Consider the following 26,319-nt stretch of genomic DNA (forward strand, 5'->3'; position numbering starts at 1 on the left):
CCTCTCACGGTGCTGATACCGCACTCGTTGCCACTGACACGGTTCCGAGCTACTCTCGAGCGTGGTCTATTACCGTCAGGTCACCGTCCAGCACGAGGTGGAGTCGGTCGTCCTGGATAGCGAGCGTGACCTCGACCCGAATCGGGTCCTCGCCGGTGATAACCCCCCTCGCCTCCGTGAGCCAGTCCAGTTCCCAGAGAGGGGTTTCCTGGAGGTCGATGTCGGCGCCGTGCAGGAACGAAATGACGGCCGGGTGGTCGAGAAGCACCATAGCCAGGATCGACTGCGCGGTCCAGCCACACGCGCTACACTCGCTGATCACTTCGACGTACTCGTCGTCCGAGTCCTCTTCGTCGAGGGGCGGAGCGTCGTCGTGATAGCGCGCCGGTGATGACTCGACGGGCCCGCCGCAGACCCGACAGAACCCCCGCGAGACGCTCTGGACCCAGGTCAGCAGGTACCGACTGAACACCATCGGGAGGTCCTCGACGTCGTGGTGGGCAGCGAGCACTGGAGGCGCCGCGAGTTCGTCGGTGATGACCGTCGCACAGACCCGACACTCGACGGTCATGTACCCGTTCTCGTACCGGGCTGCAATCGTTCCGTCACAGTTCGGATCGACGCACGTCCCGGCGGGTATCGGGTCGACGACGGTGGTCTCCGCTTCGGTGTAACTCCCCGAGACGGCCGCCCCGATGACCTGTCGTCCGGCGTACGTGAGTTCGTAGCCGTCCGGGACGTTCCGGACGAACCGGGGGACCAGCTGGTCGAGGTGGTAGTTGAACTGCCCCGAGTCGCGGACGCCCGTTCGGTCCCGAAGCGTCGAGAACGAGAGCGCCTCGTCGTCGGCATCCCAGAGCGTCCGGATGATGTCGAACCGGGTGTCGTTGGCAACGAGCCCGAACGCCTCGTCCAGGCTCGTCGGCGAGCCTTCATCGCCGCCCATACTGCCGGACTTGGAGGAATGGGTCCTTCAGCATTGGGTCGGAACGGGGTCGCTACGCTGACAGGTACGTGTCCCGGACCGTCTCGTCCAGCAACCCGCCCGGCTCCAGCACGATGTAGACGACGAGGAACGGCTCCGTGGGGTCGATGACGAACACCGAGAAGGGCGGGCCGACTTCCTCCGGCTGGGCGGCGCGGTGCACGAGCGGCTCAAGGGGCTTGCCGCCGTCCCGAAACTCGGCCAGGAGACTCCGACTGCCGGGCTGCTCGGCGAAGGTGTAGACGACGCCGTTGGGTTCGCTGTCGGTGTCGTAGGTCACCCGGGAGCGCATCGGCTCGCCGTCGGCCCGCGCCCGCTCGAAGCACTGCTGGGCGGCCTCGAAGACCGGCTCGTCGGTCTCGACGAACTCGAAGGTGGTCGCCGACTCGACGGACAGCGCGTCGACGACCGGGTCGCCGCCGTCCCACGAGACGGTCGCCCGGACCCGGTTGCCGACGGCGAGATCCGGCGCCAGCTCCCGCGGCACGTAGGTCGGGTCCGTCGAGTCGACGTCGAGGAAGAGCCACTCGCCGTCGTCGCGCCCGGGCAGGACGCGGAACTCGCCCTCGGTCGGCGTCGCCTGGGTGGTCATACCTCCGCTACGCCGCCGACGCACGTCAGTTCCACGGTACGCGGCGCGACGCTCCGATCCCCGGCCTCAGTTCCACGACAGCAGCGCCCGCAACTGGGCCCGCGAGAACAGCGATGTCGGGCGGTCCATGTGGACGCCGATCTCGCCGCTGAACGCCCGGAGCCCGGCCCTCTGGACCGGCTTCGGCATCGAGTAGCCCGCCCGGATGAGGTGGCCGAGCCGCTGGTCGTCGCGGAGTTCGGCCCGCCAGGCGCGCTCGTAGTCGTCCAGCGTCGCCGGCTGGCGGGGGTCGACCTCCCGGGCCGCCACGTCGGCCGCGCGCATCCCGTAGAGGATGCCGCCCCCGGTGAACGGCTTCGTCTGGGCGGCGGCGTCGCCCACGAGCAGGCTCCGCCTGCCGACGGTGCGGTCCGGCGGGCCGATGGGAATCGCGCCCGAACACCGCTCGTCGAGGTCGACGTCGTAGTCGTCGAGCAACGCCTCGAACCGGTCGGGGGCGTCGTCCCCCGGCGCGACGGCGAGGCCGTACTCGACGCCCGCCTCGCCGCGGGGGATGCGCCACGCGAAGAAGCGCGGGACGGTGAGGTGGACGTCGACGTGGTCCTGGTCGTCCGGTTCGTGGTCGAAGCCGAGCACCCCGTGGAGCAGTTCGTCCGGTTCGGGCAGACCCACCTCGTCGCGCACCTTCGAGCGGGGACCGTCGGCGCCGACGACCATCCGGCCCTCGAAGGTCTCGGTGCCGTCGGGACCGCGGGCGGTCACCGCGACGCCGCCCGGTCCCTCCTCGACGCGGGTGACGGTGTGACCGTCGCGGACGTCGGCGCCGGCCGCCTCGGCATACGCCGCGAGCGTCCTGTCCAGCCCGACCCGGTCGATGGCGTTGGAGACCGGTTCGTCCTTGTAGAAGGTGTTGGCCTCGCTCTCCGCACCGCCGAGGTGAAAGCGCGCGCCGTAGATGTCGTTCTGGAACAGCTCCTCGCGGGCGTCGTCGGGGACGAACTTCCAGACGTCGAGGCTGACGTGGCCCGAACAGGCCAGCGGCCGACCGACCTCGCCGGACTCGAGAACGAGCACGTCGCGGCCGCGCTCGCTGGCCGAGCGGGCGAACCGCGAGCCGGCGGGCCCGGCACCCACGACGACGAAGTCGTACATACTCGTAGGAAGGGAAGCCAGCGTGGAAATATCCTCCGTTGACGGGTCGCCGGGCGTTCGGCGTCGGCGAGGCCGTTCAGTCGCCGAACGGTCCCATGCCGCCCATGCCACCCATCCCGCCACCGCCGCCACCGCCGCCCTGCATCTGCTTCATCATCCGCTGCATGTCGCCCTCGCCCATCCCCTGGAACTGCTTCATCATCCGGCTCATCATCTTGTGCTGTTCCAGCAGTTCCCGGATCGTCTCCTCGTCGGTGCCGGAGCCGCGGGCGATGCGCTCGATCTGGCTCTGGCCGATGGAGCGGGGGTTCTCCAGTTCCTCTTCGGTCATCGAGTCCATGATGACCTCGAAGTCGCGGAGCCGGTCCTGGGTGACGTCCATCGCGTCGTCCGGCAACTGGTCCTTGATACCGCCGCTGAGACCGGGAATCATGTCCATCACCTGGTCGAGCGGCCCCATCTTGTTCATCGCGTTCATCTGGTTCCGCATGTCTTTCAGCGTGAACTCCCCCTTCATCAGGTCCTCGGGGTCCCAGTCCTCCTCCTCCTGGGTCTCCTCCATGGCGCGCTCGACGCGCTCGGAGAGCTGCTTGAGGTCGCCCATCCCCAGCAGCCGCGAGATGAACCCCGAGGGCTCGAACCGCTCGATGTCCTTGACCTCCTCGCCGGTGCCGAGGAAGGCGATGGAGGAGTCGGTCTGGTCGACGGCCGCCAGCGCTCCCCCACCTTTCGCCGTACCGTCGAGTTTCGTGATGACGACGCCGTCGATGCCGACCGCGTCCCCGAAGGCCCGTGCCTGGTCCTTGGCGCCCTGGCCGATGGCGGCGTCCAGAACGAGCAGGTTGCGGTCCGGTTCGACGGCCGCCTCGATCTCTTTCAGTTCCTCGACGAGTTCGTCGTTCAGCCCGGAGCGACCCGAGGTGTCGACGATGCGGACGTCGGCGTCCTCGGTCGCCTCCAGCCCGGCCTCGGCGATTTCGACGGGGTCCTCGGCGTCGGGATTGCCGTAGAAGTCCACCTCGGCGCGCTCGCACATCTCCTTGGCCTGGTCGTAGGCGCCGGGCCGGAACGTGTCCGTCTGGATGACCGCCGGTCGGAGGCCCTTCTTCGAGAACCACCACGCCATCTTCGCCGCGGAGGTGGTCTTCCCGGACCCCTGCAGGCCGGCGAGGACGATGGTCTGGGACTCCAGCGGGAGGTCGGTCGACTCGCCGACGAGGTCGACCATCTCCTCGTAGACGATTTTCAGAACGTGGTCCTTCGCGGTCGTGCCGGCCGGCGGCTCCTCGCTGAGGGCCCGCTCCCGGATCGAGTCCGACAGCTCCATCACGAGGTCGACGTCGACGTCGGCGGAGAGCAAGGAGCGCTGTATCTCCTTGACGACCTCCTCGACATCCTCCTCGCTGAGGCGGGATTTGCCCTGCAGTTTGTCGAGCGTCCCCCGGAGGGAACTGCCCAGGTCGTCGAGTACCATTTGCCGAGGGTAGACGGTCCAGCCGGTAAAGGCTTTGTTCATGGCCGGCGCTTCCGTTCGCGTCGCCGGACCGGATGGTGGCGACAGAGGTTTTACCGAACCACGGGTACCGGCACCCGTGTTCGACGCCACGACGCTCGCGGTCTACCTCGCCGCCGCCGTCGCGCTCATCCTCTCGCCGGGGCCGGACACGGTCTACGTCCTGGCTCGCGGGGCCGGCGACGGACGGCGGGCCGGCGTCCTCTCGGCGCTCGGCGTCGCCACCGGCGTCCTCGTCCACACCGTCGCCGCCGCGGTCGGTCTCGCAGCGCTTTTCGGGACGTTTCCCGCAGCCCGGACCGTCGTCGTCCTCGCCGGCGCGGGCTACCTCTCGTATCTCGGCGTCCGGACGCTCCGGGACCCGACGGTCGAGACCCGCGACACCGGCGGCAACCCCTACCTCCAGGGGCTGGCCGTCAACGTTCTGAACCCGCAGGTCGCGCTGTTCTTCCTCGCGTTCCTCCCCGGGTTCGCGCCCGAATCCGCCCCCGCGGTCGGGATGGTGCTCCTCGGCGCGCTGTACGCCGCCATCACCGCGCTCTACCTCGGTGGCGTCGGCGCGCTGTCGGGACATGTCGGCGGCGAGAGCCGACGGACCCGCCTCGTCTCCGGGGTCGTCCTCCTGGCCATCGCCGCCTACCTCGTCGTGACGAACGTCCCACTGTAGGGACCACGCGAGGTATGGACCGATTCCGAAACACCGCACAGCCCGACCGGGACTGGTGGCGTGCGCTGTGGCCGGACCCCGAGGGGACGCTCCGAAAACTCGGCATCGACGGCGGGACGCTCGCCGACGTGGCCTGCGGCGACGGCCACTTCACGCTCCCGGCGGCCGACATCGTCGACCGCGTCTACGCCGTCGACATCGACCCCGCCCTCCTCGCGGACCTCGACGAGCGGGTCGCGGCGGCGGGCGTCGCGGGCGTCGAGCCAGTCGAGGGGGACGCCCGCGACCTGCCGTCGCTGCTGCCCGAACGCGTCGAGACGGCGCTCCTGGCGAACACATTCCACGGAGCCGAGGACCCGAAGGCACTGGCCGCCGCCGTCCGGCGGGCGCTGACCGACGACGGGCGGTTCGTCGTCGTCAACTGGCACGACCGACCGCCCGAGGCGACGACAGTCCTCGGCGAACCACGGGGACCGCCCGAACCGCTCCGTCTGTCCCCCGGGGCGACGACCGACGCCGTCGAGGCGGCCGGGTTCGAGGCCCTCGAGGTGCTCGACCTGGGGCCGTACCATTACGGCATCGTCTTCCGGCAAGCGTAGATACTGGTGACTCGGGTCCCGAGCCCCGGGCGTGAGCGGCGACGACGGCCCCGAGTACGACATCGACTTCCGCGAACGTCCCGAGGAGTACGACATCGGTCGCGGCGAGGAGGGGGTCTTCAAGGTCGAACCGTACAAGTCGGAGCTCCTCCCGCTGTGGGGATACGCGGACCGCGAAACCGCCGAGGAGGCCGCCGAGGCGATACACGAGCGGTTCCGCGACTACCGCGCAGAGGGTGACTTCGTCGGCATGGACATGGCCCGCAAGTACCTCCAGATGGGCTACACCCGGGCGATGCGCTACGCGAAGTACCCCGGTGGACAGAAGTACGGCGACGACGGCGGCGAGCGGGAAGCAGAGCGGTGGGCGGACCCCGAGAAACGGGAGGCAGCGCTCGTCTTCGAGGAGCACCTGGAGGCGGTCCGCGACGACGAGACCTACCGGCGACTGACGGAGCGACACCGCGAGCGGCACGGCTGAGCTCTATATACCGGGACGCGACCAGCCCCGCCGTGGCGTAGGAACCGCCCGCGGCGAACACGGAGGGAGTCCGGCGCACCGCCGCGGTCCGTCGTGGCGAGCGGTACGACCGCACCCGGCCCGCTCGCCACGCTTCGCGCCGGCTGTCAGCCCAGCCGAATCGGGTCGGCCGTCGGTTCTATCGACACCGTCAGTCGGTCGCCGACCGAGAGGTCGTGTCCCTCGTGGAACACCACCTTGGCGCCGAACGGGACTTGCGAGGCGAACAGCGACAGCCCCGTCGCCCGCACCCGCCGGCCGTCGCCGTCCGTCACCCACACCGCCACGTCGTCCCACTGCACGTCGCGTCCGTCGGCGGTCCCGACCACCGTGTCGAGAAGCGACACCGCTCCGTCGGTCGCCGCCAGCGCGCCGCCACCGGTGTAGTGGGCGAGTCCGCCGTCGAGCGGAACGCCCCCGTCGCTCGCTATCGCCGCGAACCCCCGACCGTCGGCCGTCGGTGAATCCAACTGGACGTGCGTCGGCCCGGCCTCGACCACCTCGCCCGTGCCGTCCCACGGAACCCCCTCGACGGCGACGCCGAGGTCGAGCGGCAACGATCCCGTCGCCCGCCGGAGGTTCTGGTCGTGCTTCCGGAAGCCGAGATGGACGTGATTGTCGACCCACTGCCCGAAGAACCCCGACCGGACGAGTTTCCCCAGGGGGTCGCCCACCTCGACTCGCTCGCCCGCCTCGACGGTCGGGTCGACGTGCAGCACCCTGGCGACCACGTCGCCGCAGTCGACGAGCACGAGGTGGTCCTCGTCGGCCGCGTAGGACTTCGGTGGACAGCGGACAGTGCGCGTCTCGAGTACCTCTCCCGGGACGGGGGACCGTGCCACCTCGCCGCCGGAGTAGAGATCGACCGCACAGCCGGCGTCGTGAGCCGGATAGGGGGAGTTGTACAGCGAAAACCGGTCGTACCGGCGCACCACCGCCTCCGACAGCGTGACCATACGAACGGTTCGTCCGTCGGCGTTTTATCACTCTCGGCACGTAGCCACGCGCATGCACGTCGTCAGGGGGTCGCTGGCGGACACCGAGCGCGACAGGGCCGCCACCCGCGGTCTCGCAGGCCTGGTCGAACGGACCGACCGGCCGGCCGTGAGGACGTGGACGCCGCCCCGACAGGTCGCCTTCGGTCGCCGGGACGCGTCGGCCGACGGCTACGACCGCGCCCGCCGGGCGGCACTGGAGCGCGGTTACGACCCGGTCGAGCGGCGCGTCGGCGGCCGGGCCGTCGCCTACACGGGCGAGACCGTCGCGTTCGTCCACGCCGTCCCGACCGACGACTCCCGGTCGGGCATCCAGCGGCGCTACGAGCACGCCACCGACACGCTACGGGACGCCCTCGAGGGCGTCGGTGCGACGGTCCGCTCCGGCGAGCCGGCGGGGTCGTTCTGTGCCGGCGACCACTCCCTGCAGGGCGACGGCAAGGTCGCGGGTATCGCCCAGCGCGTCCAGCGCGCCGTCGCCGTCGTCGGTGGCTGTGTCGTCGTCACCGAAGACGACGAAGACGCCATCGCCGACGTCCTCGGGCCGGTGTACGCCGCGCTGGGGGTCCCCTTCGAGACCGAGAGCGTCGGCAGCGTCGAGACCGCCGGCGGTCCCGACGACCCGGGTGCCGTCGTCGGCGCCATCGAGCGCGCCTTCGCCAGCGACCGCGAGACGAACCCCGTCGAGGCGGCGGTGCTCCTCTCCTGACGAGGGTTCGTGACCCTTAGGAACCTCGACCGCCGAGAGGGGGTAATGCTCATTCGGAACGCGAGACTGGCCGCCGGCCGGGTCCGTGACGTCCGTGTCGACGGCGAACGAATCGCCGAAATCGGGACGGGACTCGACGCCGACGACGAGGTCATCCGCGCGGAGGAACGCCTGCTTCTGCCGGGGATGATAGACGCCCACGTCCACTTCCGTGAACCGGGCTTCTCGCACAAGGAGACGTGGCTGACCGGATCCCGCAGCGCCGCCGCGGGGGGCGTGACGACCGTGTTCGACCAGCCGAACACCGACCCCCCGACGGTCGACGGTCGGAGCTTCGACCGGAAGGCCGAACTGGCATCGGCCTCGGCGGTCGACTACGCCATCAACGGCGGCGTCACGGCCGAGTGGAAACCGGCGGAACTGCTCTCGAAGCCGCTGGGCGCCCTCGGGGAGGTGTTCCTCGCCGATTCGACCGGCGACATGGGTATCGACGTCGACCTCTTCGAGCGGGCGGTCGAACGCGCGAGCGAGGCCGGCGTACCGGTAACCGTTCACGCCGAGGACGCCGACCTGTTCGACGAGAGCGTCCTGCCGGCGGACCCGGCCGACAGCGACGACGGCGCCGACGCCTGGAGCGTCTACCGAACGCCCGAGGCGGAGGCGGAGGCCGTCGACCGCGCCTGCGCGGCCGCCCGCAACCTGGGAGCCGACGTTCACATCGCCCACACCTCGACCCCCGAGGGCGTCGACATCGCAAAGAAGGCCGGCATGACCTGCGAGGTGACGCCGCACCACCTCTTTCTCTCGCGGGACGACCTCGGCGACCTCGGCACGTTCGGTCGGATGAATCCGCCGCTCCGGAGCGAGGCGCGCCGCGAGGCGCTGTTCGAACGCCTCCTCGACGGGACCGTCGACATCGTTGCCACCGACCACGCGCCACACACCCGCCAGGAGAAGGACGCGAGCATCTGGGAGGCGCCGAGCGGCGTTCCCGGCGTCGAGACGGCGCTTCCACTCCTGCTCGAGGCCGCCCGGACCGGCGACCTCGACTACGAACGGGTCCGCGACGTCACGGCGGCCAACGTCGCCGAGATATTCGACCTGCCGCGGAAGGGTCGCATCGAGGTCGGCCGCGACGCCGACCTCGTCCTGGTCGACGAGACCGAAAGCGTCCCCATTCGCGGGGAGAAACTCCACTCGAAGTGTGGGTGGACGCCGTTCGAGGGGATGCGCGGCGTCTTCCCCGACCTGACGATGGTTCGCGGGACCGTCGTCTATCACGACGGCGCGTTCGCGGAAGCGGAGGGACGGAACGTGCGGACGGCCCGTCGGGACGGCGACGAGTAGTCCGGCCTCAGTCGTCGGCCTCGGCCCCGTGGGCGTGACCCGACTCGCCGTCGGAGGCGATTTCGTGGCCGCACTCCGGACAGGTGACGCGGTCGTGTCGCAGCGCCGCCGAGGACTCCCGGACCTCGCGCATGACGCTGGAGATGCGCTCTTCGGCCTCCAGCTCCTCGTCGACGCCGAGTTCGACGCCCTCGACCTCCAGGAGGAACTTGGCGACCTCGGTTATCTCGTACATGAGGTCGTCCAGTTCCTCGGCGGTGTAGAAGTCACACATCGCGCCGTAGAGGAAGGTCGCGCCCGCCTTCCGGACCTTCTCGTCGAAACTGGCCCGCGCCTGGTTGACGGCCTGGGGGCTGTAGGTGTCGGTCATGAACGGGACGAGTTCGGGCAGGTTCTCGCCGATCTTCGTCATCTCGACGCCGGTCTCGGTCCGGAAGTCCGCACAGAGCCGTGCGATGGCCCACTCGCGGGCCGTGACGTAGGTCCGCTCCCGGAGGAACTCGTTGGCTCGGTCGTACGTCGAGCCGTCGATTTTCGAAAAGCGGGCGTACTCCCTGACATCCTGTGGAACCCCTGGGTCGCGGTTGGCGTCGTCTGCCTCGCCGTTCTCGTTCCCCGAGACCCGCCTGACAGCCGGCGTCGGTTCCTCCCCGTCGTCCGCCGCCTCGGCGTCCTCGACCATACCGGGAGTAGCGGCCCGCCGTCGAAAAAGCGTATCGGCGATGTCTGACGGGTGGCGTACGCGTGCCCCGACCGCAGGGAGGGGCACGGAACGCGAGCGGCGAGGAACGAGCCGCGAGCCGCGGACTGCGGTGAGACCGCAGGGAGGGGCACGGAACGCGAGCGGCGAGGAACGAACCGCGACGTAGTTGTTCGGGAGGACAACAGAACGGCGAAACTGGCGAGAACGCCCGGTTCGGGCGGTCGATCCTCCGGTCGTCGGTGCCGAACGATACGGGAGGCTTTTGGGTTCCGGCGCCCTCCCTGTACACATGGACGTACTCCTGGGGGTCGGCGGCAGCGAGGATTCCTTTCGCGCCTTGGAGGAGACGATACGACGCGCCAGCGAGGCGGGGGACAGCCTCACCATCGCCGTCGTCGAGAACCCCGACTCGGAGCGGGACACCGCGGAGATACGGGACCGGATCGACGCCGCCCTCGAGGAGGTCGGGTTCGACGCGGAGGTCCGGACCCTCTCGGGCCATCCCGGCAGTCGGCTGCTCGAGTTGGCCGAACGGGAAGGCTACGACCGAATCGTCCTCGGCGGCGGCGAGACGAGCCCACTCGGCAAGGTCCAGCTCGGCTCGATCGCCGAGTTCGTACTGCTGAACGCGAAAACGACGGTGACTCTGGTCCGATGACACGCGAATACCCGACCGAAATCGCCGGACCGTACGAGGCACCACCGCGGTCGTTCACCGACCACGAGGGCCGCGACATCGACGTCCGCCAACTCGAGGACGACTTCGAGGCGCTCGTGGAGATGTACCGTTCGTTCGACCCCGAGGACCGCGCCCAGGGCATCCCGCCGACGGACGAGCAGGCCATCCGCGAGTGGCTCGAGACGCTCGTGGAGACCGACTGCATCAACGTCGTCGCCTGCCACGACGGCTCGGTCGTCGGCCACGCAATGTTGGTCCCGGACCGTCACGGAGCCTCCGAACTGGCCATCTTCGTCCTCCGGGCCTACCAGGAGGCCGGCATCGGGACGGCGCTGGTCGAGGCCCTGCTCGGTGCCGGCCGACGGGATGGCGTCGAGCGCATCTGGCTGACCGTCGAGCGGTGGAACTCACCGGCCATCGCCCTCTACCAGAAGGTTGGGTTCGAGACGAGCGACCCCGACGGATTCGAACTCGAGATGGCCGCCAAACTGAGCAACCCCGACGACTAAACCGACAGGACGGGCTGTGAGGCGTGGGCCAGCACGTACTCGGCGGCCTTCTCGATGACCGCCTCGGGGTTGCCGGTGACGGGTTCGCGGGGGACGACGACGAAGTCCGTCTCCAGTGACTCGGCCACGTCGAGGATGACGCTGCCGGGGTGCTGTGAGAGCCGGGTCTGCGAGAAGCCGTACGCCGAGGAGTGGTCGACGGGCACGTCGCAGTCGCCGGCGAGCGCGCGGACGCCCGCCATCACCTGCTCGCTCCGCCGTGCGATGGCCGCGGCCTCGACGGCGCCCTCCTGCATCGCGGTCGCGGCCTCCTCGCCCAGCACGTAGAGGGCGTGGACGCCGGCGTCGTATCGCTCGGCGATGGCGACGGCGTATTCGACGGCCTCCATCGCCTCCTCGGAGCCGTCGACCGGAACGAGCACGGTGTCGACCTCCATACCCGAACGTCGGAGGGGGGTATCAAAAAACCCTCCCCGCGTACCTTTTTGTCGGACGCGGGCCGAGAGCCGGTATGTTCGACACGGTGGTGGTGGCCACGGACGGCTCCGAGAGCGTCTCGCGGGCCGCCGAGTGCGCCCTGGACCTGGCGGCCCGATTCGAGGCGACCGCACACGCGCTGTACGTCGTCGACGCCGGACAGGTCGAGTCGCTGCCGGACCACCTCCACGACGAGGTCCGCGACGCCCTCGACGAGCAGAGCGCCGAGGCGCTCGAGGCGGTCCAGGCGGCCAACGACGCCCGCCAGACGCCGGCCGTCCTCGAGACGGCCGTCCGGGTCGGCCGCCCTGCCGACCAGATAATCCGCTACGCGCGCGACATCGACGCCGACGCGGTGGCGATGGGGACCCGGGGCCGCCACGGCGAGCACTCCTTTCTGCTCGGCAGCGTCGCCGAGCGGGTCGTCCGGATGTGTCCCCAGCCGGTGTTGACCGTCCGGCAACTGGACTGACCGGCGCCGCGGCCGACGAACGAGCGACGAGAACGGGAGGGTTATTGGCTCCGGGCGTCCTCGCGGGAGTATGGACGACTGGCTCATCGACGACGACAATATCCCGCTGTCCCGGCGCTCGGTCCTGCCGGGTGAGGGGTTCTTCGTCCCGGATTCCATCGACGACGCCGAGACCGAACGCGAGGCCCGTGAGGCGCTGGCCGACGCCGACCGCGTCGTCGTCGCCGACCCCGACGCCGACGGCCTCGCCTGCGTCGCGTTGATTCGGGTCGCGCTGGGCGAGGCGGCGCTTTTACCCGCCGGTCCCCACGAAATCGCCGACGCCCTCGAGTACGTCGTCGAGTTCGGGGCGCCCGGTCTGGAGTTGTTCGTCTGTGATCTCTGTCCCGACGACGAGCGCGACGTCGAGGCGCTGCCGGCGGTCGCAGAGCGGGCCGCCGACGTCAGGTGGTTCGACCACCACCAGTGGGACGAGGACCTGACGGCGACCGTCGGGGAGTACGCCGAGTTGGTCGTCGGCGAGTCCGACGAGGAGTGTACCGCCGACGTGACGCTGCGGAGCCTCGAGTACGACTTCGCGGAGCGGTACGCCGAACTCGCCGCCGTCACGCGGGACCACGACCTCTGGCTGCGGGAGGACCCCCGGAGCGACGACCTGGCCGATTACGCCCACTGGGTCGACCCCGAGGAGTACATCGAGACGGTCCTCGCACACGGCGCCGACCTGCCGGCCGACGTTGAGGCGTTCCTTGCCGAGCGCCGCGTCGAGAAGGAAGCCCTCGTCGAGAAGGCCGTCGACCGTGCCGAGTACGAGGAGGTCGGCGAGTGGACCGTCGGCGTCACCTACGGCCGGTGTTCGCAGAACGAGGTCGCCGAGGCGATGCGGGAGGCGGGTGCCGACGCCTCCGTTATCGTCAAGCCCGCCGGGTCGGCCTCCATCCGCGGCACGGACGCCTTCGAGCGCTGCCACGAGGTCGCCGGCCGGGTCAACGGCGGCGGACACCCGAAGGCGGCCGGCTGCAAGCCGGACATCTACGACGACATGCTGGACTACGCCCACCACTGGACGACCCGCGGCGCGGTCACCAGGCAGGTCATCCTCGACGCGTTCCGCGAGGTGGCCGCCGAGGAAAGCGCCGACGCGGACGCGTAGCGGCGGACCGCCGCGGCGCCGAGTCCGTCCCCCGGGTCAGTCTTCGAGGTAGTCGGCGAGGAAGGTCCGGTGGTGGTCCTCGATTCGGTCGCGCTCCGCCGGCGTCGCCTCCTCGTGCCACAGCGGAAGACAGGCCATCGCGTCGACGCGACTCGTCAGGCGGTAGACGGCCATGCGCTCGCGGACCGACTCCTCGAAGGCCCACCCCTCGCGAGCGTCGGCGTAGGCGGTCCGGAACTGCTCGCGGAGCGCCGCGACCACGTCGTCGTCCTCGGTGACGGGGTCGAACAGGTGGGACTCGACCTTGGCGAGGTTGTAGGCGGGCGGCGCCGCGGTGAGGTTCGCCCAGTCCAGCACCGCGCGGGTCTCGCCCGTCTCCGGGTCGACGAGGAGGTTCCCGTAGCGGTAGTCCCAGTGGCAGTAGGTCGGCGGCGCCGGGTCCGGGAGCGCCGGCAGCGTCTCCCGGCAGTACGCCCGGAGGTCCGGCACGAGGTCGGCGAACCGCTCTCTGTCGTCGGCCTTCTCGGGGAACCACCCGCCGTCGAGGAGTTCGTCCAGCGTCTCCTCGCGGCCCTCCAGCAGCCACGCGTGGAAGTCGTCGGCGCGGGGGTGGTCGTCGGTGTCCAGCACCGCGAGGTCGCCGTCTTCGACGCCGACGTTCCCGGCCGCCGGCAGCGGTCCGAGGTCGTGGAGTGCGGCGAGGTTGCGCCCCGCTTCCCCGACGACCCGCTCGCGGGCCGCCGTCGGCAGGTCGTCGACCCGGTTCTCGAAGTTCTCGCCGTCGACGCGCTCCATCAGGTAGAACGGTGACGGGTGGTCGGGGTGGTCGTCCCGGTAGCCGTACACCGCCGGGACCGGAACCGTCGTCTCCCGGCCCACGAGTTCGAGCAGGCGGGGTTCGGCGCGGGCGATTTCGGGGTCGACGAAGTCGGCGGTGGTCGCCTTCAGGACGGCCTCGCGGTCGCCGTCTGGCGCCCGCACGTCGAGGAACGCGACGAAGTCGGTGCCGTACTCGCAGCGGTCGACGCCCCGGACCGTCCACGCCGGCCGGAGCGCGGCGACCATCTCTCGGACCTCGTCGTCGGCGACCTGCCCGTCCATACCTTCGTGCTGGTGCCGACGGGGAGAAGTCTTGTGCTGGCGTGTGAGGCGCTGCCGCGGTCCTGGGCGTCCTCAGTCGTCGGGGTCGGCGACCCACTTGTCGGAGTAGGTCGTCCCGCAGGCGCAGGCGGCGTAGCCGTGAATCACGTCGCCCTCGGCGTAGAGACCGCCGACGGCCTCGTTTTGCGCCTCGGCGAACGCGAAGACGAACTTGACGTAGTGGTCGTCGCCGTCGCCGTCCGGGCAGGTCCCGCCGGTGCAGTCGTCGTCGACGTCGCCGTCCGTCTCCATGGCCATGCCGGCGAAGTCCATCGCGTCGAGGCCGGTCGCGCTCTCGAAGGCGGCCTTGCCGTCCTCGCCGGGCAACACGAGGACGACGCCGTCCTCGACGCGGGTCCCGATGTCCAGCAGGTCCTCGACGGAGCCGACGCCCTCCTCGTGGAGATAGACGAGGATGTCGTCGGGCCGGTCGCCGGCGAGAAAGGAGTCGTACAGCGCCCCGGCGCCGCTCATCCGTCGAGGTCCTCCGCGATGGACGCGAGGTCGTCGTCCGGCGACTCGACGACCCGGTAGACGGCGCTGTCGCCGGGCGCCCGGAGGCCGTACTGTTCGCCCTCGACGACGACGTCGAGCAGGGCGGTGCGGCCGGTTTCGAGTCCCTGGTCGTCGACCCACGCGGCGAGGTGGTTCTCGCCGTCCCGCTCGCGGGCCATCCGGGGGTTGTCGTAGAGGCCGCGGAGTTCGACCTCGCCGCCGAAGTCGGTCTCGACGGGGGCGTGGTAGGGCCCGCCGTCGGCGTCGACCCGGACGACGCCCTCCGGAATCGTCCCGTCGGGGACGCGGAGTCGGGGGCGGTCCAGGGCGCCGCTCTCGACGATGGTGCCACGGACGGTCTCGACGCCGTCGGAGGAGACGCTGGGCATGAAGGAACTGGAAGGGAACGCGATTACTCGTCCTCGTCGCCGCCGAGGAGGTCCTCGACGGACTCGTCGCCGCGGGAGACGATCCTGGCGTTTATCTGCCGCGTCTCGTCGGAGATTTCGGCGCCGCGGACGGTGACGCGCTTTCGCTCGCCGTCGACGGTCGGGTCGAAGCCGACGCCGCCCTCCAGCAGGATGGCCGCCGTCCCCGTCCCGGAGACGTCCTCGCGCATCGGTCGGCCGGCGGTGTCCGAACCGCCGGTGATCTCGAGTTCGTAGCCGGTGAGGTCGACGGCGTTGCCGTCGACCGTCTCCCCGATGGAGCGGCCGATGAATCGGTTGGCGTCCTGTCCGTCCACCTCGAAGGCGTGCGTGATGCCCTCGTCGGGGTCACCGACGACGACCTGGAAGTCTGCCATACGGGGGGAAACTGGACGCGTCGGCAAAAGGGTATTGAAACCGCACGCGCCCCTATCCGGCGATCCGGTGGGCTCAGTAGGCGCTCATGTCGGTCAGTTCCTTGCCGACGATGAGCTTCTGGATTTCGGTGGTCCCGTCGGGGATGGTCATGACGCTGGCGTCGCGGTAGTACCGTTCGAGGCGGTTCTCGGTCTTCAGCCCCTCGCCGCCGTGGACCTGCAGGGCGTTGTAGGTCGCGTCGACCGAGCGTTCGGAGGTGTAGCCCTTCGCCAGCGACGAGTACAGCCGTGCGCGGTCGTCGCCCCGCTTCAGCAACTCCAGGGCGTGCCGTGAGAGGTGCCGCGACGTCTCCAGGTCCCGGAGGATCTCGTAGAGCTTCTCCTGGACGAGCTGGTTCTCGCCGATGGGCTTGCCGAACGTCTCCCGCTCGTGGACGTAGTCCAGGGCCTCGTCGAAGGCCGCCTGCATGATGCCGACGGCCATGAACGACATCCCCGTCCGCATGAACGAGAAGGTCGCGTTCAGTGCCTTCTGCTCGAAGAACAGCTGGGAGACGGCCTCGGGGAACGGGACGATTTCCTGCATGTCGGCGCCCTCCATCAGGGCGTTGCCGACGATGTTCGACAGCCGGTTGTCCTCGGGAACGCGGACACCGTCGAAGTGCATCTTGCCGTTGTTGACGCCCTTCCAGCCGAGTTTGTCCATCGTCTCGGTCTCGAACGGCGAGGTCGGCTGGTCGACGAGGAACATGTCCTGGGTGTCCGCCTCCTCGTCGTGGGCGACCACCAGCGCCACGTCCGCGATGGGTGCGTTCCCCACCCACTCCTTCTTCCCCTTGAGGACGTACTCGTCGCCGTCCTTGCGGGCGACGGTGTTGGGCCGGGCGGTGTCGGAACCGCCCTCGGGTTCGGTGACCGCCAGGCAGCCGATACACTCGCCCGCCTGCAGGTCGTCCAGCAGGGCCTCGCGGGTCGGTTCGGCGGCGTGCCTGACGAACACCGACGGGAACGACATCTGGAGGGCGACGTTGAGGCTGGGCCAGACCCGCGACACCTCCTCGGAGACGATGGCGAACCGCTCCAGGTTGCCGAAGTACTCCCGTGCCATCTCGGGGCTGAAGCCCACGTCGAGTTCCCGCAGGACGCCGGTGTACTCGAGGAACTCCTCGCGGGTCAGCGGCTCGCGGTCGGCCTCGTCGACGACCGGCTCGATTTCGGCCGCCAGGAGGTCCCGGAGTTCCTCGCGGAACTCGCCGCCGTCCTCGTCGTAGTACATCACTCGAAGCTCTCGGCGAGTTCGCCCATGATGGGCGCGAGTTGGGTCCCCGTCGCGACGGGACCGTCCATCTCGTACTGCTGGGCCATGAAGCCCTGGACGGGGTCGATGGCGCCCGTGATGAGGCCCACCAGGTTGTCGGCCGGACCCGTAATCTCAAGCGTCGGGTCGTCGACGGTGCCGGCGCCGCCGGTGAGCGTCTCCTCGCTACCGTCGACCGCCATGTGGCCCGTCATCGGGCAGTCGGTCGCCTCGAAGTTCACCGTGATGTCCTGGTTGATCTGCTCCTGGACCGCCGGGTCGTTGGCGACGAGTACCTCGACGCCGGTCCACAGGAAGTCCTGGAACCGGTCGGCCGTCTCGGGGTTGGCCTCGACGAAGGCCGCGACGTCGAGGTCGTCCATCCGGCCGACCAGCCGGCCGAACAGCCCGGGGTTCGCCTGGACGAACTCGCGGGTCTCGCCGTCCAGTTCCGCCAGCAGTTCCGGCAGTTCCTCTTCGAGTTCGTCCTGGGACTTCTCGAGCGATGCCTCCACGGTGGGTGCGATGTCGTCGGTCATGGTTGCTCGCGGGGTCGGTCCCCGTCTATCCAATCGGTTCGCGTGGACGGGCCTGTGGGTTGCTCCTCGCATGGGTGGGGATTTTTAAGCGATTCCTGGATGTGGTGTATCAGGCCCCGAAACGCCGTCTGAGCCGAGGTTCGGAGCACACATAAGCGCCCGTCCGCCGATGCGACGGCGTTTATACGTGCCGGCGGAGGGCGGAGTCTCGGGGCGTTTCCGGTGGAACACGTTTATGTCGGCCGTCGCCGTGTCTTCGGTACTCATGCGCTACGTCCGGACGGTCATCATCCCCCGCGACGGCGGCCTGCATCCGGTCGACGACGCGCTGGCCGAGGAACCCGACATCTCGCGGGAACTCCTGCACAACATCAGCCTGCTCGACGACGGGACGGCGGTGACCCTGTTTCAGCTCTCGGGGGACATCGAGCGCGGCCGCGAGATCGCCGAGGAGTCCGACGAGATTCTCGACTTCCAGATCTCCGAGGGCGACGACCACGTCACCGTCTACGCCCACTTCGTCCCGACCGACACCATCGTCGAGTTGCTGTCGCTGTTCCGCGAGTACGAACTCGTCCTCAACATGCCGCTGGAGTACACCGGCGAGCACTCGCTGCGGGCCCACATCGTCGGCGAGGAGGAGGTCATCCGCGAGGTCATCCCGCAGGTGCCCGACGACATCGGGCTGAACCTCGAACAGATAAGCGACTACGTCCCCGAGGAGGAACGGCTCTTCTCGATGCTCACCGACCGCCAGCAGGAGACGCTGCGGGCGGCGCTCGACGTCGGCTACTACCAGGTCCCCCGGCAGGCCACCCACCAGGACATCGCCGACCAACTGGACCGCTCCGACGGGACCGTCGGCGAGCACCTCCGGAAGATAGAGGCGCAGGTCATGGAAGCCATCGCGCCGTAACGCTCTTCCCGGACCCGCTCACCACGCTCTCGACCGGCTCGACGTTTGTATCGTCCTCCGCAGCGTTCTGGGGCTTCCCTCCGAAGCCCTCGTCTTCCGCAGCGTTCTGGGGCTTCCCTCCGAAGCCCTCGTCTTCCGCAGCGTTCTGGGGCTTCCCTCCGAAGCCCTCGTCTTCCGCAGCGTTCTGGGGCTTCCCTCCGAAGCCCTCGTCTTCCGCAGCGTTCTGGGACTTCCCTCCGAAGCCCTCGACCGGCTCGACCCGCCGGGACTCGCTGCGCGCGCTCTCTTTCGCTCGCGTGCTTGCTTCGTCCGGGCGGGCTCGACCACGGTCTCGCCCTTCGAATCCGCCAGGACAGCACCCGCACCGCAGCCACGTTCCTCCCCAGCCGACTCGTTCGACGGTCGCTCCGCTCCCGGGCTCACGGGTCGCGTCGCTCCCCGTTCGCCCATTCGGCGGCGCTCCCGTCGGTCGCGCCGCCCGCGCCTCACTCGTCCCTCGCGCGCGGATTGTCGACCGCCCCTCGCCGTCCGGCTCGGTCCGGTCGACGCACGCACGCCACCGCCTGCGATTCACTTTCCTGGTGGCCTGAAAGGCCGAGGGCGTTCGGGGTGTGCAGTGGTGGTCCGGGTGAGTGCGGTGGCGTAGATACGTCGAAGACGACGTCACGTTCGCGGGCCGCCGATAGCGGCGGTCCACGGCGGCCACGCTGACTGCGTGCGGATTAAACGGCCGCGCATACGAGCGAACACCGTTTGGCGACGCGGGGTCGACGACCCGCCCATGACCGACGAGCCGCCGTGGTTCGAGGAGTACGACGCCTACGGCATCGACCACACGCTGGAACCGTACCCCGACCACCCGCTGCACCGGTACCTGTACGACGCCGCCAAGGAGTTCCCCGACCAGGGGGTCGTCCAGGGTGGTCGCCGCGTCGGCTACGGGGAACTGCGCGACGACGCCGAGGCCCTCGCGGCGGCCCTCCAGGCCCGGGGCGTCGGGCCGGGCGACCGGGTCGCCACCGTCCTGCCGACCTCCGTCCAGTTCGTGGTCGTCACCAACGCCGTCTCGCGGGCCGGCGCCGTCCACGTCCCCAACGACTTCCTCGACGCCGAGGCGGACCTCGTGTACCGTCTCGAGGAGAGCAATCCCGACGTCGTCGTCGGCCACGCCGAACACCGCGAGTTGCTGGAGCGACTGCGGGCGGCCGCCGACGCCGACCACCTGATACTCACCGAGTTGGCCGACTACTCGACGGACCCCCCGGAGCACGACCACGAGGCGGGCGTCGAGTGGTGGCCCGACGTTCTCGAGTCGGCCGGCGACCCCGACCCCGTCGACGTCGGCCCCTCGGACGTCCACACGCTGCTGTTCACCGGCGGGACGACCGGTCAGCCGAAGGGCTGTCGGCTCACCCACCGCAACCTCGTGGCCAACGTCGAGCAGGCCGTGGCGATCCAGTCTCGGCTCCCCGACCTGATGCGGGGACGGGAGGCGGCGGTCCAGGCGCTGCCCGCCTACCACGCCTACGGCTACACGGTCACCAACATGCTGGTGTCGCTGGGGCTGGACCTGCTGGTGGTGCCCGATGCCCGCGACACCGACCTCGTGGGTGAACTGGTCGCCGACCACGACCCGCTGGTGATGTTCGGCGTCCCGACGCAGTTCATGGAACTGGCCGACACGGACCTGGAGGCCGACGTCATCGGGCTGTCGGGGTCGGCACCGCTGGCCGCCGAGACCCGCGAGCGGTTCGGCGAGCGCGCGAAGGGCCTCTCGCAGGGGTACGGTCTCTCCGAGATGTCGCCCATCACGCACTTCAACGTCGCCGGCATCCAGCGCGCCGTGATGGGGGACGCGGCCCCGGCGGACGACGCCGGCCTCGAGGGGCCGACCGTCGGCGTTCCCGTCCCCGACACCGAGGTGAAACTCCGCGACGTCGAGACCGACGAGGAGATTCCCATCGAGCGGGCCGTCGCGGAGGAACTGGAGGGCGAGATGCTGGTGAACGGTCCCCAGCGGATGGCGGGCTACCTCGACGCCGACGACCCGTTCGATTCGGCGGGTTTCGTCGCCACCGGCGACGTCGTCCGGGTCGACGAGCGCGGCCGGTTCTACGTCGTCGACCGGGTGAAGAACATGATAAACGTCTCGGGGCTGAAGGTCTACGCCGAGGAGGTCGACGAGGAACTGTTCGGCATGGACGGCGTCCGGCGGCCGGCGACCGTCGGCGTCCCGGACCCGGAGCGACCGGGTAGCGAGCGGGTGAAGGTCTTCGTCGAACCCGAGGACGCCGCCGACATCGACGCCGCCGACGTCCGGTCGTACCTGGAGGGCCGGGTCCCCCGGCAGGCGGTGCCGGACGCCGTCGAGTTCCTCGAGGAGGTGCCGCTGACCGACATCGGGAAGGTCGACCGCGAGGCGCTGAAAGCGCGCTCGGAGTGACGATCGGGCCGCTCGCCCGCGACTACTCGGCGAAGGCGTCGTCGGCGAACTCGGCGTCGATCTCGGCGGCGGTCTCCGTCAGGCGGACCGCGGCCTGGGAGTACTGCATCACCTTCTGCATGTCGCCGTCGATCTCGAAGTGGCCGGACATCATGCCGTCGACGACGCCCAGTTCGCCCGCCATCAGCTGTTTCCAGGTCTCGTTGTCGGCAGTGAGGGTGAAGCCGGCCTCGACCGATTCGGCGCTCTCGACGAGGCGGGCGTCGGTGCACTTCCCGCCCTCCAGTCCGAGGAGGGCGTGGCCGACGTAGCTGCCGTCCTCCTCGGTGACGTACCGTTCGAGGTCCTCGGCCAGCGAGTCGGGCATCGCCGCCGTGTCGAGGTCCTCGACCGGCATCTCCTCCATCCTGAAGACGAAGTCGCCGTCGAAGTCCGTCCCCCAGTCGGAGGCCGCCTCCGCGTAGGCGTCGTCGTCGTTGATTCGCTCGCGGTACTCGGCGAACCACGCCTGGCTCGGGAAGTACAGCGTCTCGGTGTCGTCGACTTCTGTCCGTGACATCGTAACTCGTTGGCAGGTACGTCTCCCGGCGGTTGGTGCTGTCTCCGCGAATCCGAGGGGTTTTTTGTGACCGTCCTGCGGCGGGGAGTCGCTTGGCGCGATCCGCCTGAACGGTCGCAAACCTCATACCGTCAGCCGCTCTCCCTACGAACCACGAATGGACGGCGGCCCCGCCGAACGGATCCTCAAGCTCCTCGCGGCGCACGACCAGCTGCCGGTGACGACCATCGCCGACGAGCTTGACCGTCATCCGGTGACGGTCGACCGGCAGTGCTACGACCTGCAGAACGACGGGTACATCCGCATCGCCGCCAGCGGGGGCGCCTACACCCTGACCGAGGAGGGCCGCCAGCGCCTCGCTGACGGGGCCGACGCCCACTGACCGAGATCAGTTCACGTCGGCCAGAGGCCCGAAATCGTCGACGGGCAGCACCGAGTAGTCGATCGTGAGGGTGTCCTGCGTGGCGCGTATCTTCCCGACGAAGGTGGATATCTCCTCGAGGGTCCCCTCCAGGACGAAAAGCTCCATGCAGTGGTGGCCGCCGACGTGGCTGTGGAAGTTCGAGGCGACCGTCTCCTCGTGTTCGTGCCGGAGCCGCATCATCTTCTCCTCGACGCTGGTCGTCTCGTAGTCGAAGACGACGGTGACGATACCCATAAGCTCCCGATCCTCGAGCTTCCGGTCTTCGAACTCCCCGAGCAGGTTCCGGCTCGCCTCCCGGACGACCTCGCTGCGACCCGTGTAGCCGTGTTCGTCGGCGAAGGTGTCGATTCGTTCGAGCAACGCTTCCGGCATCGAGACGCTGACGACGCTCATGTAACAATTCGTGCCGCCCGAGATATTAAGGATTAGCGGTTCCGGCGGAGATGCCGAGAGCGTGTGACCTGAAAGCGACTCTCGACGAATCTGAAGTGTCGAAAGCGTATTTCGTGACTGTTGACGGTTAACAACTCGGAACTGATCGCACGCCGACGTTCGGGGCTGTCCGTGCATTGCACGCCCCCGAAACGAGTAGAAATCGGCACACCCGAGCGGTGTGCCGCCACCGATAGCAGTCCACTTCGGTGCACCGCCCCTGTCCGCCTACCCACGGCGACAGTGCGGGACGGTACGGAACGCTACGTCACCTATGTGAATAAGTGACACGGACGAAACGAGACTCGAAACGGGGACGACTCGGAGTGCACTGCTCCGAACTTTCCAGACGATTTTGGCGTCGTACGCTAAAAAAGGCTACGAACCGTCGGAAATCCGACTCGATACCCCAAGCACATTAGGGTCGTCCACGTCGACCTAGGTGGAGGGATCTCCTGTGTCACTCGACGGACGGACGTGCCTGGTAACGGGTGCGTCGAAGGGTATCGGACGCGGTATCGCCGAGGAACTCGGTAGCGAGGGCGCCAACGTCGTCGTCAACTACCGTTCCTCGGAGTCGGCGGCCTACGAGGTCCGGGACGTCATCGACGAGGGTCCCGGGGAGGCAATCGTCGCGCAGGCCGACGTCTCGAACTTCGAGGAGGTACAGTCGATGTGCCAGACGTCGCGGGCGGCGTTCGGCAGCGTCGACGTCCTCGTTAACAACGCCGGCATCACCGTCGACAAGAAGTTCGAGAACATGACCCGCGAGGACTGGGAACGGGTCGTCGACGTGAACCTCGGCGGCGTCTACAACTGCACGAAGACCTGCTTCGAGGACATCCGGAGCGCCGAGGAGGGACGGCTCATCAACATCTCCAGCGTGGTCGGCCAGCAGGGCAACTACGGGCAGGCCAACTACGCGACGACGAAGTCGGGTCTGTTCGGCTTCACGCGGACCGTCGCGCTCGAACTGGCCAGCGAGGGGTCGACCGCCAACTGCGTCGCGCCCGGGTTCGTGAAGACGGACATGCTCGCCGAGGTCCCCGACCGCGTCAAGGAGGGCATTCTCGAGCGCATCCCGCTGGACCGCTTCGCCGAGGTCGAGGACATCTCGGGCATCGTCCGGTTCGTCGCCAGCGAGGAGTCCAGCTACATGACCGGCCAGATACTCGGCGTCAACGGGGGCATGGAGTGGTAATGGCCGGTGTTCGCGTCGCCGGTGTGGGGATGACGCCGTTCGGGAAGTACCCCGAGCGGACCGCCCGCGAACTGTTCGGCGAGGCCGCACGGAAGGCCTTCGACGACGCGGGCGTCGACCGCGGCGCCGTCGAGGAGGTCTTCTACGGCAACTTCATGAGCGAGGTGACCGAACAGCAGGGTCACTCGGGACCGCTTTCGGCCGACGCCGCCGGCGTCACCGCCCCGGCCACGCGCATCGAGAGCGCGTGTGCCTCCAGCGGGGCCGCCGTCCGCTTCGGCGTCGAGCGGGTCCGCAGCGGCACTGCCGACGCCGTCCTCGTCGGCGGCGCCGAGCGGATGACCAACGTCTCGACCCCGGAGGGAACCGCCGGTCTCGCGGCTGCTGCCGACGCCCTCTGGGAAATCAAGCAGGGCGTCACATTCCCCGGCGCCTACTCGCTGATGGCCAACCGCTACTTCCACGAGCACGGCGGCGGCCGCGAGGACCTGGCCCACGTCGCGGTCAAGAACCACGCCAACGCCGTCGACAACGACCTCGCGCAGTTCCAGCGCGCCATCGATGTCGAGGATGTCCTGGAGGCGCCGACGGTCTGCTCGCCGTTCGGTCTCTACGACTGCTCGCCGATGAGCGACGGCGGCAGTGCGGCGCTGCTCGTCAGCGAGTCCTTCGCCGACGACCACGGCCTCGAGGCGCCCGTTGCCATCACCGGCACCGGCCAGGGCAGTGACCGGATGGCGCTCGGCGACCGCGCCTCGATGACCCGGACCCCCGCCGCCGAGCGGGCCGCGGAGACCGCCTACGCCGACGCCGGGGTCGGTCCTGACGACGTCGACGTCGCCGAGGTCCACGACTGCTTCACCATCGCTGAGGTGCTCGCCCTGGAGGCGCTGGGCTTCTACGAGACGGGCGAGGCCATCGACGCCGCCACGAACGGCGAGACGGCCATCGACGGCGAGTTGCCGGTGAACCTCTCGGGCGGCCTGAAGGCCAAGGGCCACCCCGTCGGTGCGACCGGCGGCGCCCAGATCTCCGAGATGACGAAGCTACTCCGTGGCGACCACGTCAACAGCGACGCCGTCGCCGACGCCGAGGTCGGTCTCACGCACAACGCCGGCGGCACGGTCGCCAGTTGCGTCGTCAACGTTCTGGAGGTGGTTGCATGAGCGAGCGAAGCGAGCGAGTGCAACGACGGCAGAGGTTTCGCTCTGGAGGTGGTTGCATGAGCGAGCGAAGCGAGCGAGTGCAACGACGCCGGCGCCGCGCTCCGGAGGTGGTTGCATGAGCGACGCTCGAAGCGCCGGCTACGACGACTTCCTCGACGCCCTCGAGGCCGGCGAGCCCTACTACCTCGAGAGTTCGAGCGGCGACGGTTGGCTGCCGCCCCGTGAGGTCGACCCCGCGACCGGCGCCCGGAGTCTCGAGCGGCGGGACCTCCCGACGACCGGCGAGATACTGACCTACACCGTCGTCAACGTCGCCGGTCCCTCCTTCGCCGACGACACGCCCTACGTCGTCGCGGTCGCCGAGTTCGGTCCCGTCAACGTCACCGGGCAGGTCCGCGGGATGGACCACGCCGACGTTGACGTCGGCCAGCAGGTCAGTCTCGGCGTCGGCCGAAACGAGACGGAGGGCGAGCGAGTCATCGTCTTCGAACCGGCGTAGCGGCCGCCGGTGGGGATTCGCGCTCGGCCCTCGCGCCGATGATCCGCCGTTCTGGACGGTCGCCGACGCTATCGGCCACGGTTCTGGCGGCCCCGGAAGACGGCCAGTACCACGGCCGCGTGGCCGAGAGCGCCCACGAGCGCCGCCGTCCGACCGGCGACGACAACGGAACCGCTGTCCGCGAGGAGTCCGCCCGCCTCCAGGCCCACGCCGACGCCGAGAAGCGCGAGGGCGGCCCCCGCGGTCCGGTCGTCGACCCCCGGTAGCGAGGCGACGGCCGGCGGGTAGAACTGGTAGCTGACGGCGACGACGGCGACGCCGAGGAACCCCAGGAGCGCGAGGCGGGCGTGGGCGTCGGCGACCCCCGGGTCGAAGCCGGCCGTGGCCATGTGGACGCCGAGCGCCGCCACGCCGACGGCGGCGGCCGCCGCCACGAGCAGGCCGTACAGCCCGACCCGGCGCCGGTCGCTCCGGACGAACATGTCGACGTACGCGACCGCGAACCCGACCAGTGCGACCGCCTGGAGGGCGGCGCCGATCCGGAACCACCGCCCGCCGCCGAAGGTCGCGGCCAGCAGGAGAGGGCCGAGCGCACCGGCCGGCAGCACGACGGCCACGAGCGGTCGGCGCGGGGCGACGACGAGGAACCGGGGTAGCAGCCTGAACCCGACCGCGAAGAGCAGGAGTGCGGCGGTGCCGGCGGCCAGCAGGTGCGACGGCGCCGGCCCGACGGCCGGGAGCGGTCCCGTCGGGAGACCGACTGCACCGAGATTCGGCAGGGCCGTCCCGACGACGAGGTACGCGAGCGCGACGGGAACGAAGACGTTGGCGAAGCGGTCGACGCGGCGGCGGTCGGCCTTCGCCTTGGCGGTCGCCGTCTCCCGGCCGGTGAGGTTGCCCCGAAGGCTCCAGCCGAGCGACCCGACGAAGACCGCACACCCCAGCGCCCACAGAAGGCCCCCGGCGGTTCCCCACCTGCCGGGGACGAGTCCGGCGGCGTCGGCCGCCAGGGCGGCGGTCCCGGCGACGGCCAGCGGCAGGTGCAATGCCGGCGCCCGCGGGAACGAGAGCGAGCGGTCGAAGTAGGCGGGAACGAGCGCGTAGCCCTTGCCGAACACCGTGTGCAGCACGAAGCCGTACAGCCCGAGAACGACGGCAACACTGCGACCGGCGCCGACGAGGACGGCCGCCTGCCAGCAGACCAGCCACCCGACGCCGGCGGCAACGAACCCGCGCGTCCAGCGGGAGACCGTCCCCGTGGCGGTGCTCATCTCCGATGACACCTCCGGCCGGCGTCGGACGACGAACTCGACATCGGCGGCTACCGATCG

31 protein-coding genes are annotated in these 26,319 nt (G+C 69.6%); 15 read left to right on the top strand and 16 right to left on the bottom strand.

Features of this window, described 5'->3' with window-relative positions; all coding sequences use genetic code 11:
- Window positions 1–49: 49 nt before the first annotated feature.
- The 4 genes from NLF94_RS00945 to NLF94_RS00960 all read right to left on the bottom strand — a co-directional run bounded on the left by NLF94_RS00945 (window position 50) and on the right by NLF94_RS00960 (window position 4,203).
- Window positions 50–946 carry a DUF7351 domain-containing protein gene (locus NLF94_RS00945; RefSeq protein WP_254839585.1) on the bottom strand — a complete coding sequence of 299 codons (897 nt, stop codon included), beginning with the start codon at window positions 944–946 and terminating at the stop codon, window positions 50–52.
- Window positions 947–998: 52 nt separating this feature from the next.
- A complete protein-coding gene (locus NLF94_RS00950) occupies window positions 999–1,577 on the bottom strand; it encodes a DUF6663 family protein (protein ID WP_254839586.1) in 579 nt (192 codons plus the stop codon).
- A 66-nt stretch (window positions 1,578–1,643) separates the two neighbouring features.
- Complete coding sequence (locus tag NLF94_RS00955) at window positions 1,644–2,729, bottom strand: geranylgeranyl reductase family protein (protein ID WP_254839587.1); 1,086 nt, start codon at window positions 2,727–2,729, stop codon at window positions 1,644–1,646.
- Between the two features lie 76 nt (window positions 2,730–2,805).
- On the bottom strand, window positions 2,806–4,203 hold the full coding sequence (locus NLF94_RS00960) for a signal recognition particle protein Srp54 (protein WP_254839588.1): 1,398 nt from the start codon (window positions 4,201–4,203) through the stop codon (window positions 2,806–2,808).
- A 118-nt stretch (window positions 4,204–4,321) separates the two neighbouring features.
- Between NLF94_RS00960 and NLF94_RS00965 the strand changes: the two genes are divergently transcribed.
- The 3 genes from NLF94_RS00965 to NLF94_RS00975 are packed head-to-tail and all read left to right on the top strand — an operon-like array spanning window position 4,322 to window position 5,989.
- Window positions 4,322–4,909, top strand: coding sequence for a LysE family translocator (locus tag NLF94_RS00965; protein ID WP_254839589.1), 588 nt, complete (start codon window positions 4,322–4,324; stop codon window positions 4,907–4,909).
- A 14-nt stretch (window positions 4,910–4,923) separates the two neighbouring features.
- A complete protein-coding gene (locus NLF94_RS00970) occupies window positions 4,924–5,508 on the top strand; it encodes a class I SAM-dependent methyltransferase (RefSeq protein WP_254839590.1) in 585 nt (194 codons plus the stop codon).
- Between the two features lie 31 nt (window positions 5,509–5,539).
- Complete coding sequence (locus NLF94_RS00975; RefSeq protein WP_254839591.1) at window positions 5,540–5,989, top strand: DUF4385 domain-containing protein; 450 nt, start codon at window positions 5,540–5,542, stop codon at window positions 5,987–5,989.
- A 146-nt stretch (window positions 5,990–6,135) separates the two neighbouring features.
- Here the strand turns inward: NLF94_RS00975 and NLF94_RS00980 are convergent, their stop codons facing one another.
- Window positions 6,136–6,984: a DUF8155 domain-containing protein gene (locus NLF94_RS00980; RefSeq protein WP_254839592.1), complete on the bottom strand. Its 849-nt coding sequence runs from the start codon at window positions 6,982–6,984 to the stop codon at window positions 6,136–6,138.
- 52 nt (window positions 6,985–7,036) lie between these two features.
- Here NLF94_RS00980 and NLF94_RS00985 point away from each other — a divergent pair, with 52 nt between their 5' ends.
- The gene (locus tag NLF94_RS00985) at window positions 7,037–7,732 is read left to right on the top strand and encodes a lipoyl protein ligase domain-containing protein (protein WP_254839593.1); all 696 of its coding nucleotides are present in this window, start codon (window positions 7,037–7,039) and stop codon (window positions 7,730–7,732) included.
- A gap of 45 nt (window positions 7,733–7,777) precedes the next feature.
- The gene (locus tag NLF94_RS00990) at window positions 7,778–9,079 is read left to right on the top strand and encodes a dihydroorotase (RefSeq protein WP_254839594.1); all 1,302 of its coding nucleotides are present in this window, start codon (window positions 7,778–7,780) and stop codon (window positions 9,077–9,079) included.
- A 7-nt stretch (window positions 9,080–9,086) separates the two neighbouring features.
- Here NLF94_RS00990 and NLF94_RS00995 read toward each other — a convergent pair whose 3' ends face one another.
- Window positions 9,087–9,761 carry a DUF5806 family protein gene (locus tag NLF94_RS00995; protein WP_254839595.1) on the bottom strand — a complete coding sequence of 225 codons (675 nt, stop codon included), beginning with the start codon at window positions 9,759–9,761 and terminating at the stop codon, window positions 9,087–9,089.
- A 310-nt stretch (window positions 9,762–10,071) separates the two neighbouring features.
- On the opposite strand from NLF94_RS00995, the gene NLF94_RS01000 reads away from it, so the two are divergent.
- Together NLF94_RS01000 and NLF94_RS01005 are read left to right on the top strand one after the other, a co-directional pair.
- Window positions 10,072–10,440, top strand: coding sequence for a universal stress protein (locus NLF94_RS01000; RefSeq protein WP_254839596.1), 369 nt, complete (start codon window positions 10,072–10,074; stop codon window positions 10,438–10,440).
- Window positions 10,437–10,970, top strand: coding sequence for a GNAT family N-acetyltransferase (locus NLF94_RS01005; RefSeq protein WP_254839597.1), 534 nt, complete (start codon window positions 10,437–10,439; stop codon window positions 10,968–10,970). Before NLF94_RS01000 ends, NLF94_RS01005 begins: the two co-directional genes overlap by 4 nt.
- Here NLF94_RS01005 and NLF94_RS01010 read toward each other — a convergent pair.
- Entirely contained in the window at window positions 10,967–11,407 is a 441-nt protein-coding gene (locus NLF94_RS01010; protein ID WP_254839598.1) for a universal stress protein, read from the bottom strand. The two genes, NLF94_RS01005 and NLF94_RS01010, sit on opposite strands and share 4 nt — an antisense overlap.
- A 74-nt stretch (window positions 11,408–11,481) precedes the next feature.
- On the opposite strand from NLF94_RS01010, the gene NLF94_RS01015 reads away from it, so the two are divergent.
- Window positions 11,482–11,919 carry a universal stress protein gene (locus NLF94_RS01015; RefSeq protein WP_254839599.1) on the top strand — a complete coding sequence of 146 codons (438 nt, stop codon included), beginning with the start codon at window positions 11,482–11,484 and terminating at the stop codon, window positions 11,917–11,919.
- A 70-nt stretch (window positions 11,920–11,989) separates the two neighbouring features.
- Window positions 11,990–13,072, top strand: a complete 1,083-nt coding sequence (locus NLF94_RS01020) for a DHH family phosphoesterase (RefSeq protein WP_254839600.1) — start codon at window positions 11,990–11,992, stop codon at window positions 13,070–13,072.
- A gap of 36 nt (window positions 13,073–13,108) precedes the next feature.
- Here NLF94_RS01020 and NLF94_RS01025 read toward each other — a convergent pair whose 3' ends face one another.
- The 6 genes from NLF94_RS01025 to NLF94_RS01050 all read right to left on the bottom strand — a co-directional run bounded on the left by NLF94_RS01025 (window position 13,109) and on the right by NLF94_RS01050 (window position 17,348).
- Window positions 13,109–14,173: a phosphotransferase family protein gene (locus NLF94_RS01025; protein WP_254839601.1), complete on the bottom strand. Its 1,065-nt coding sequence runs from the start codon at window positions 14,171–14,173 to the stop codon at window positions 13,109–13,111.
- A 72-nt stretch (window positions 14,174–14,245) separates the two neighbouring features.
- Window positions 14,246–14,686, bottom strand: a complete 441-nt coding sequence (locus tag NLF94_RS01030; protein ID WP_254839602.1) for a DUF5807 family protein — start codon at window positions 14,684–14,686, stop codon at window positions 14,246–14,248.
- Complete coding sequence (locus NLF94_RS01035) at window positions 14,683–15,096, bottom strand: DUF7112 family protein (protein ID WP_254839603.1); 414 nt, start codon at window positions 15,094–15,096, stop codon at window positions 14,683–14,685. Before NLF94_RS01035 ends, NLF94_RS01030 begins: the two co-directional genes overlap by 4 nt.
- 23 nt (window positions 15,097–15,119) lie before the next feature.
- Window positions 15,120–15,512, bottom strand: a complete 393-nt coding sequence (locus tag NLF94_RS01040) for a 30S ribosomal protein S6e (protein WP_254839604.1) — start codon at window positions 15,510–15,512, stop codon at window positions 15,120–15,122.
- Window positions 15,513–15,585: 73 nt separating this feature from the next.
- A complete protein-coding gene (locus NLF94_RS01045; protein ID WP_254839605.1) occupies window positions 15,586–16,788 on the bottom strand; it encodes an acyl-CoA dehydrogenase family protein in 1,203 nt (400 codons plus the stop codon).
- A complete protein-coding gene (locus NLF94_RS01050) occupies window positions 16,788–17,348 on the bottom strand; it encodes an SCP2 sterol-binding domain-containing protein (RefSeq protein WP_254839606.1) in 561 nt (186 codons plus the stop codon). The genes NLF94_RS01045 and NLF94_RS01050 overlap by 1 nt, the downstream gene beginning before the upstream one ends.
- Window positions 17,349–17,613: 265 nt before the next feature.
- On the opposite strand from NLF94_RS01050, the gene NLF94_RS01055 reads away from it, so the two are divergent.
- Window positions 17,614–18,264, top strand: coding sequence for a helix-turn-helix domain-containing protein (locus tag NLF94_RS01055; protein ID WP_254839607.1), 651 nt, complete (start codon window positions 17,614–17,616; stop codon window positions 18,262–18,264).
- A gap of 781 nt (window positions 18,265–19,045) precedes the next feature.
- A complete protein-coding gene (locus NLF94_RS01060; protein ID WP_254839608.1) occupies window positions 19,046–20,707 on the top strand; it encodes an AMP-binding protein in 1,662 nt (553 codons plus the stop codon).
- A 22-nt stretch (window positions 20,708–20,729) separates the two neighbouring features.
- Here NLF94_RS01060 and NLF94_RS01065 read toward each other — a convergent pair whose 3' ends face one another.
- Entirely contained in the window at window positions 20,730–21,266 is a 537-nt protein-coding gene (locus tag NLF94_RS01065) for an SCP2 sterol-binding domain-containing protein (protein WP_254839609.1), read from the bottom strand.
- 157 nt (window positions 21,267–21,423) lie between these two features.
- On the opposite strand from NLF94_RS01065, the gene NLF94_RS01070 reads away from it, so the two are divergent.
- Window positions 21,424–21,648 (top strand): helix-turn-helix domain-containing protein, encoded by a 225-nt coding sequence (locus NLF94_RS01070; RefSeq protein WP_254839610.1) that lies wholly within the window; start codon window positions 21,424–21,426, stop codon window positions 21,646–21,648.
- Window positions 21,649–21,654: 6 nt separating this feature from the next.
- Here NLF94_RS01070 and NLF94_RS01075 read toward each other — a convergent pair whose 3' ends face one another.
- On the bottom strand, window positions 21,655–22,083 hold the full coding sequence (locus NLF94_RS01075) for a CopG family ribbon-helix-helix protein (RefSeq protein WP_254839611.1): 429 nt from the start codon (window positions 22,081–22,083) through the stop codon (window positions 21,655–21,657).
- Window positions 22,084–22,579: 496 nt separating this feature from the next.
- On the opposite strand from NLF94_RS01075, the gene NLF94_RS01080 reads away from it, so the two are divergent.
- The 3 genes from NLF94_RS01080 to NLF94_RS01090 all read left to right on the top strand — a co-directional run bounded on the left by NLF94_RS01080 (window position 22,580) and on the right by NLF94_RS01090 (window position 24,988).
- Window positions 22,580–23,323 (top strand): beta-ketoacyl-ACP reductase, encoded by a 744-nt coding sequence (locus NLF94_RS01080; RefSeq protein WP_254839612.1) that lies wholly within the window; start codon window positions 22,580–22,582, stop codon window positions 23,321–23,323.
- Entirely contained in the window at window positions 23,323–24,489 is a 1,167-nt protein-coding gene (locus NLF94_RS01085) for a thiolase domain-containing protein (protein ID WP_254839613.1), read from the top strand. The genes NLF94_RS01080 and NLF94_RS01085 overlap by 1 nt, the downstream gene beginning before the upstream one ends.
- Before the next feature lie 115 nt (window positions 24,490–24,604).
- Window positions 24,605–24,988 (top strand): Zn-ribbon domain-containing OB-fold protein, encoded by a 384-nt coding sequence (locus tag NLF94_RS01090; protein ID WP_254839614.1) that lies wholly within the window; start codon window positions 24,605–24,607, stop codon window positions 24,986–24,988.
- A gap of 68 nt (window positions 24,989–25,056) precedes the next feature.
- Here NLF94_RS01090 and NLF94_RS01095 read toward each other — a convergent pair whose 3' ends face one another.
- On the bottom strand, window positions 25,057–26,259 hold the full coding sequence (locus NLF94_RS01095) for a hypothetical protein (RefSeq protein WP_254839615.1): 1,203 nt from the start codon (window positions 26,257–26,259) through the stop codon (window positions 25,057–25,059).
- Window positions 26,260–26,319 lie beyond the last annotated feature (60 nt).

The sequence above is a fragment of the Natronomonas marina genome, assembly GCF_024298905.1.
Taxonomy (GTDB): domain Archaea; phylum Halobacteriota; class Halobacteria; order Halobacteriales; family Haloarculaceae; genus Natronomonas; species Natronomonas marina.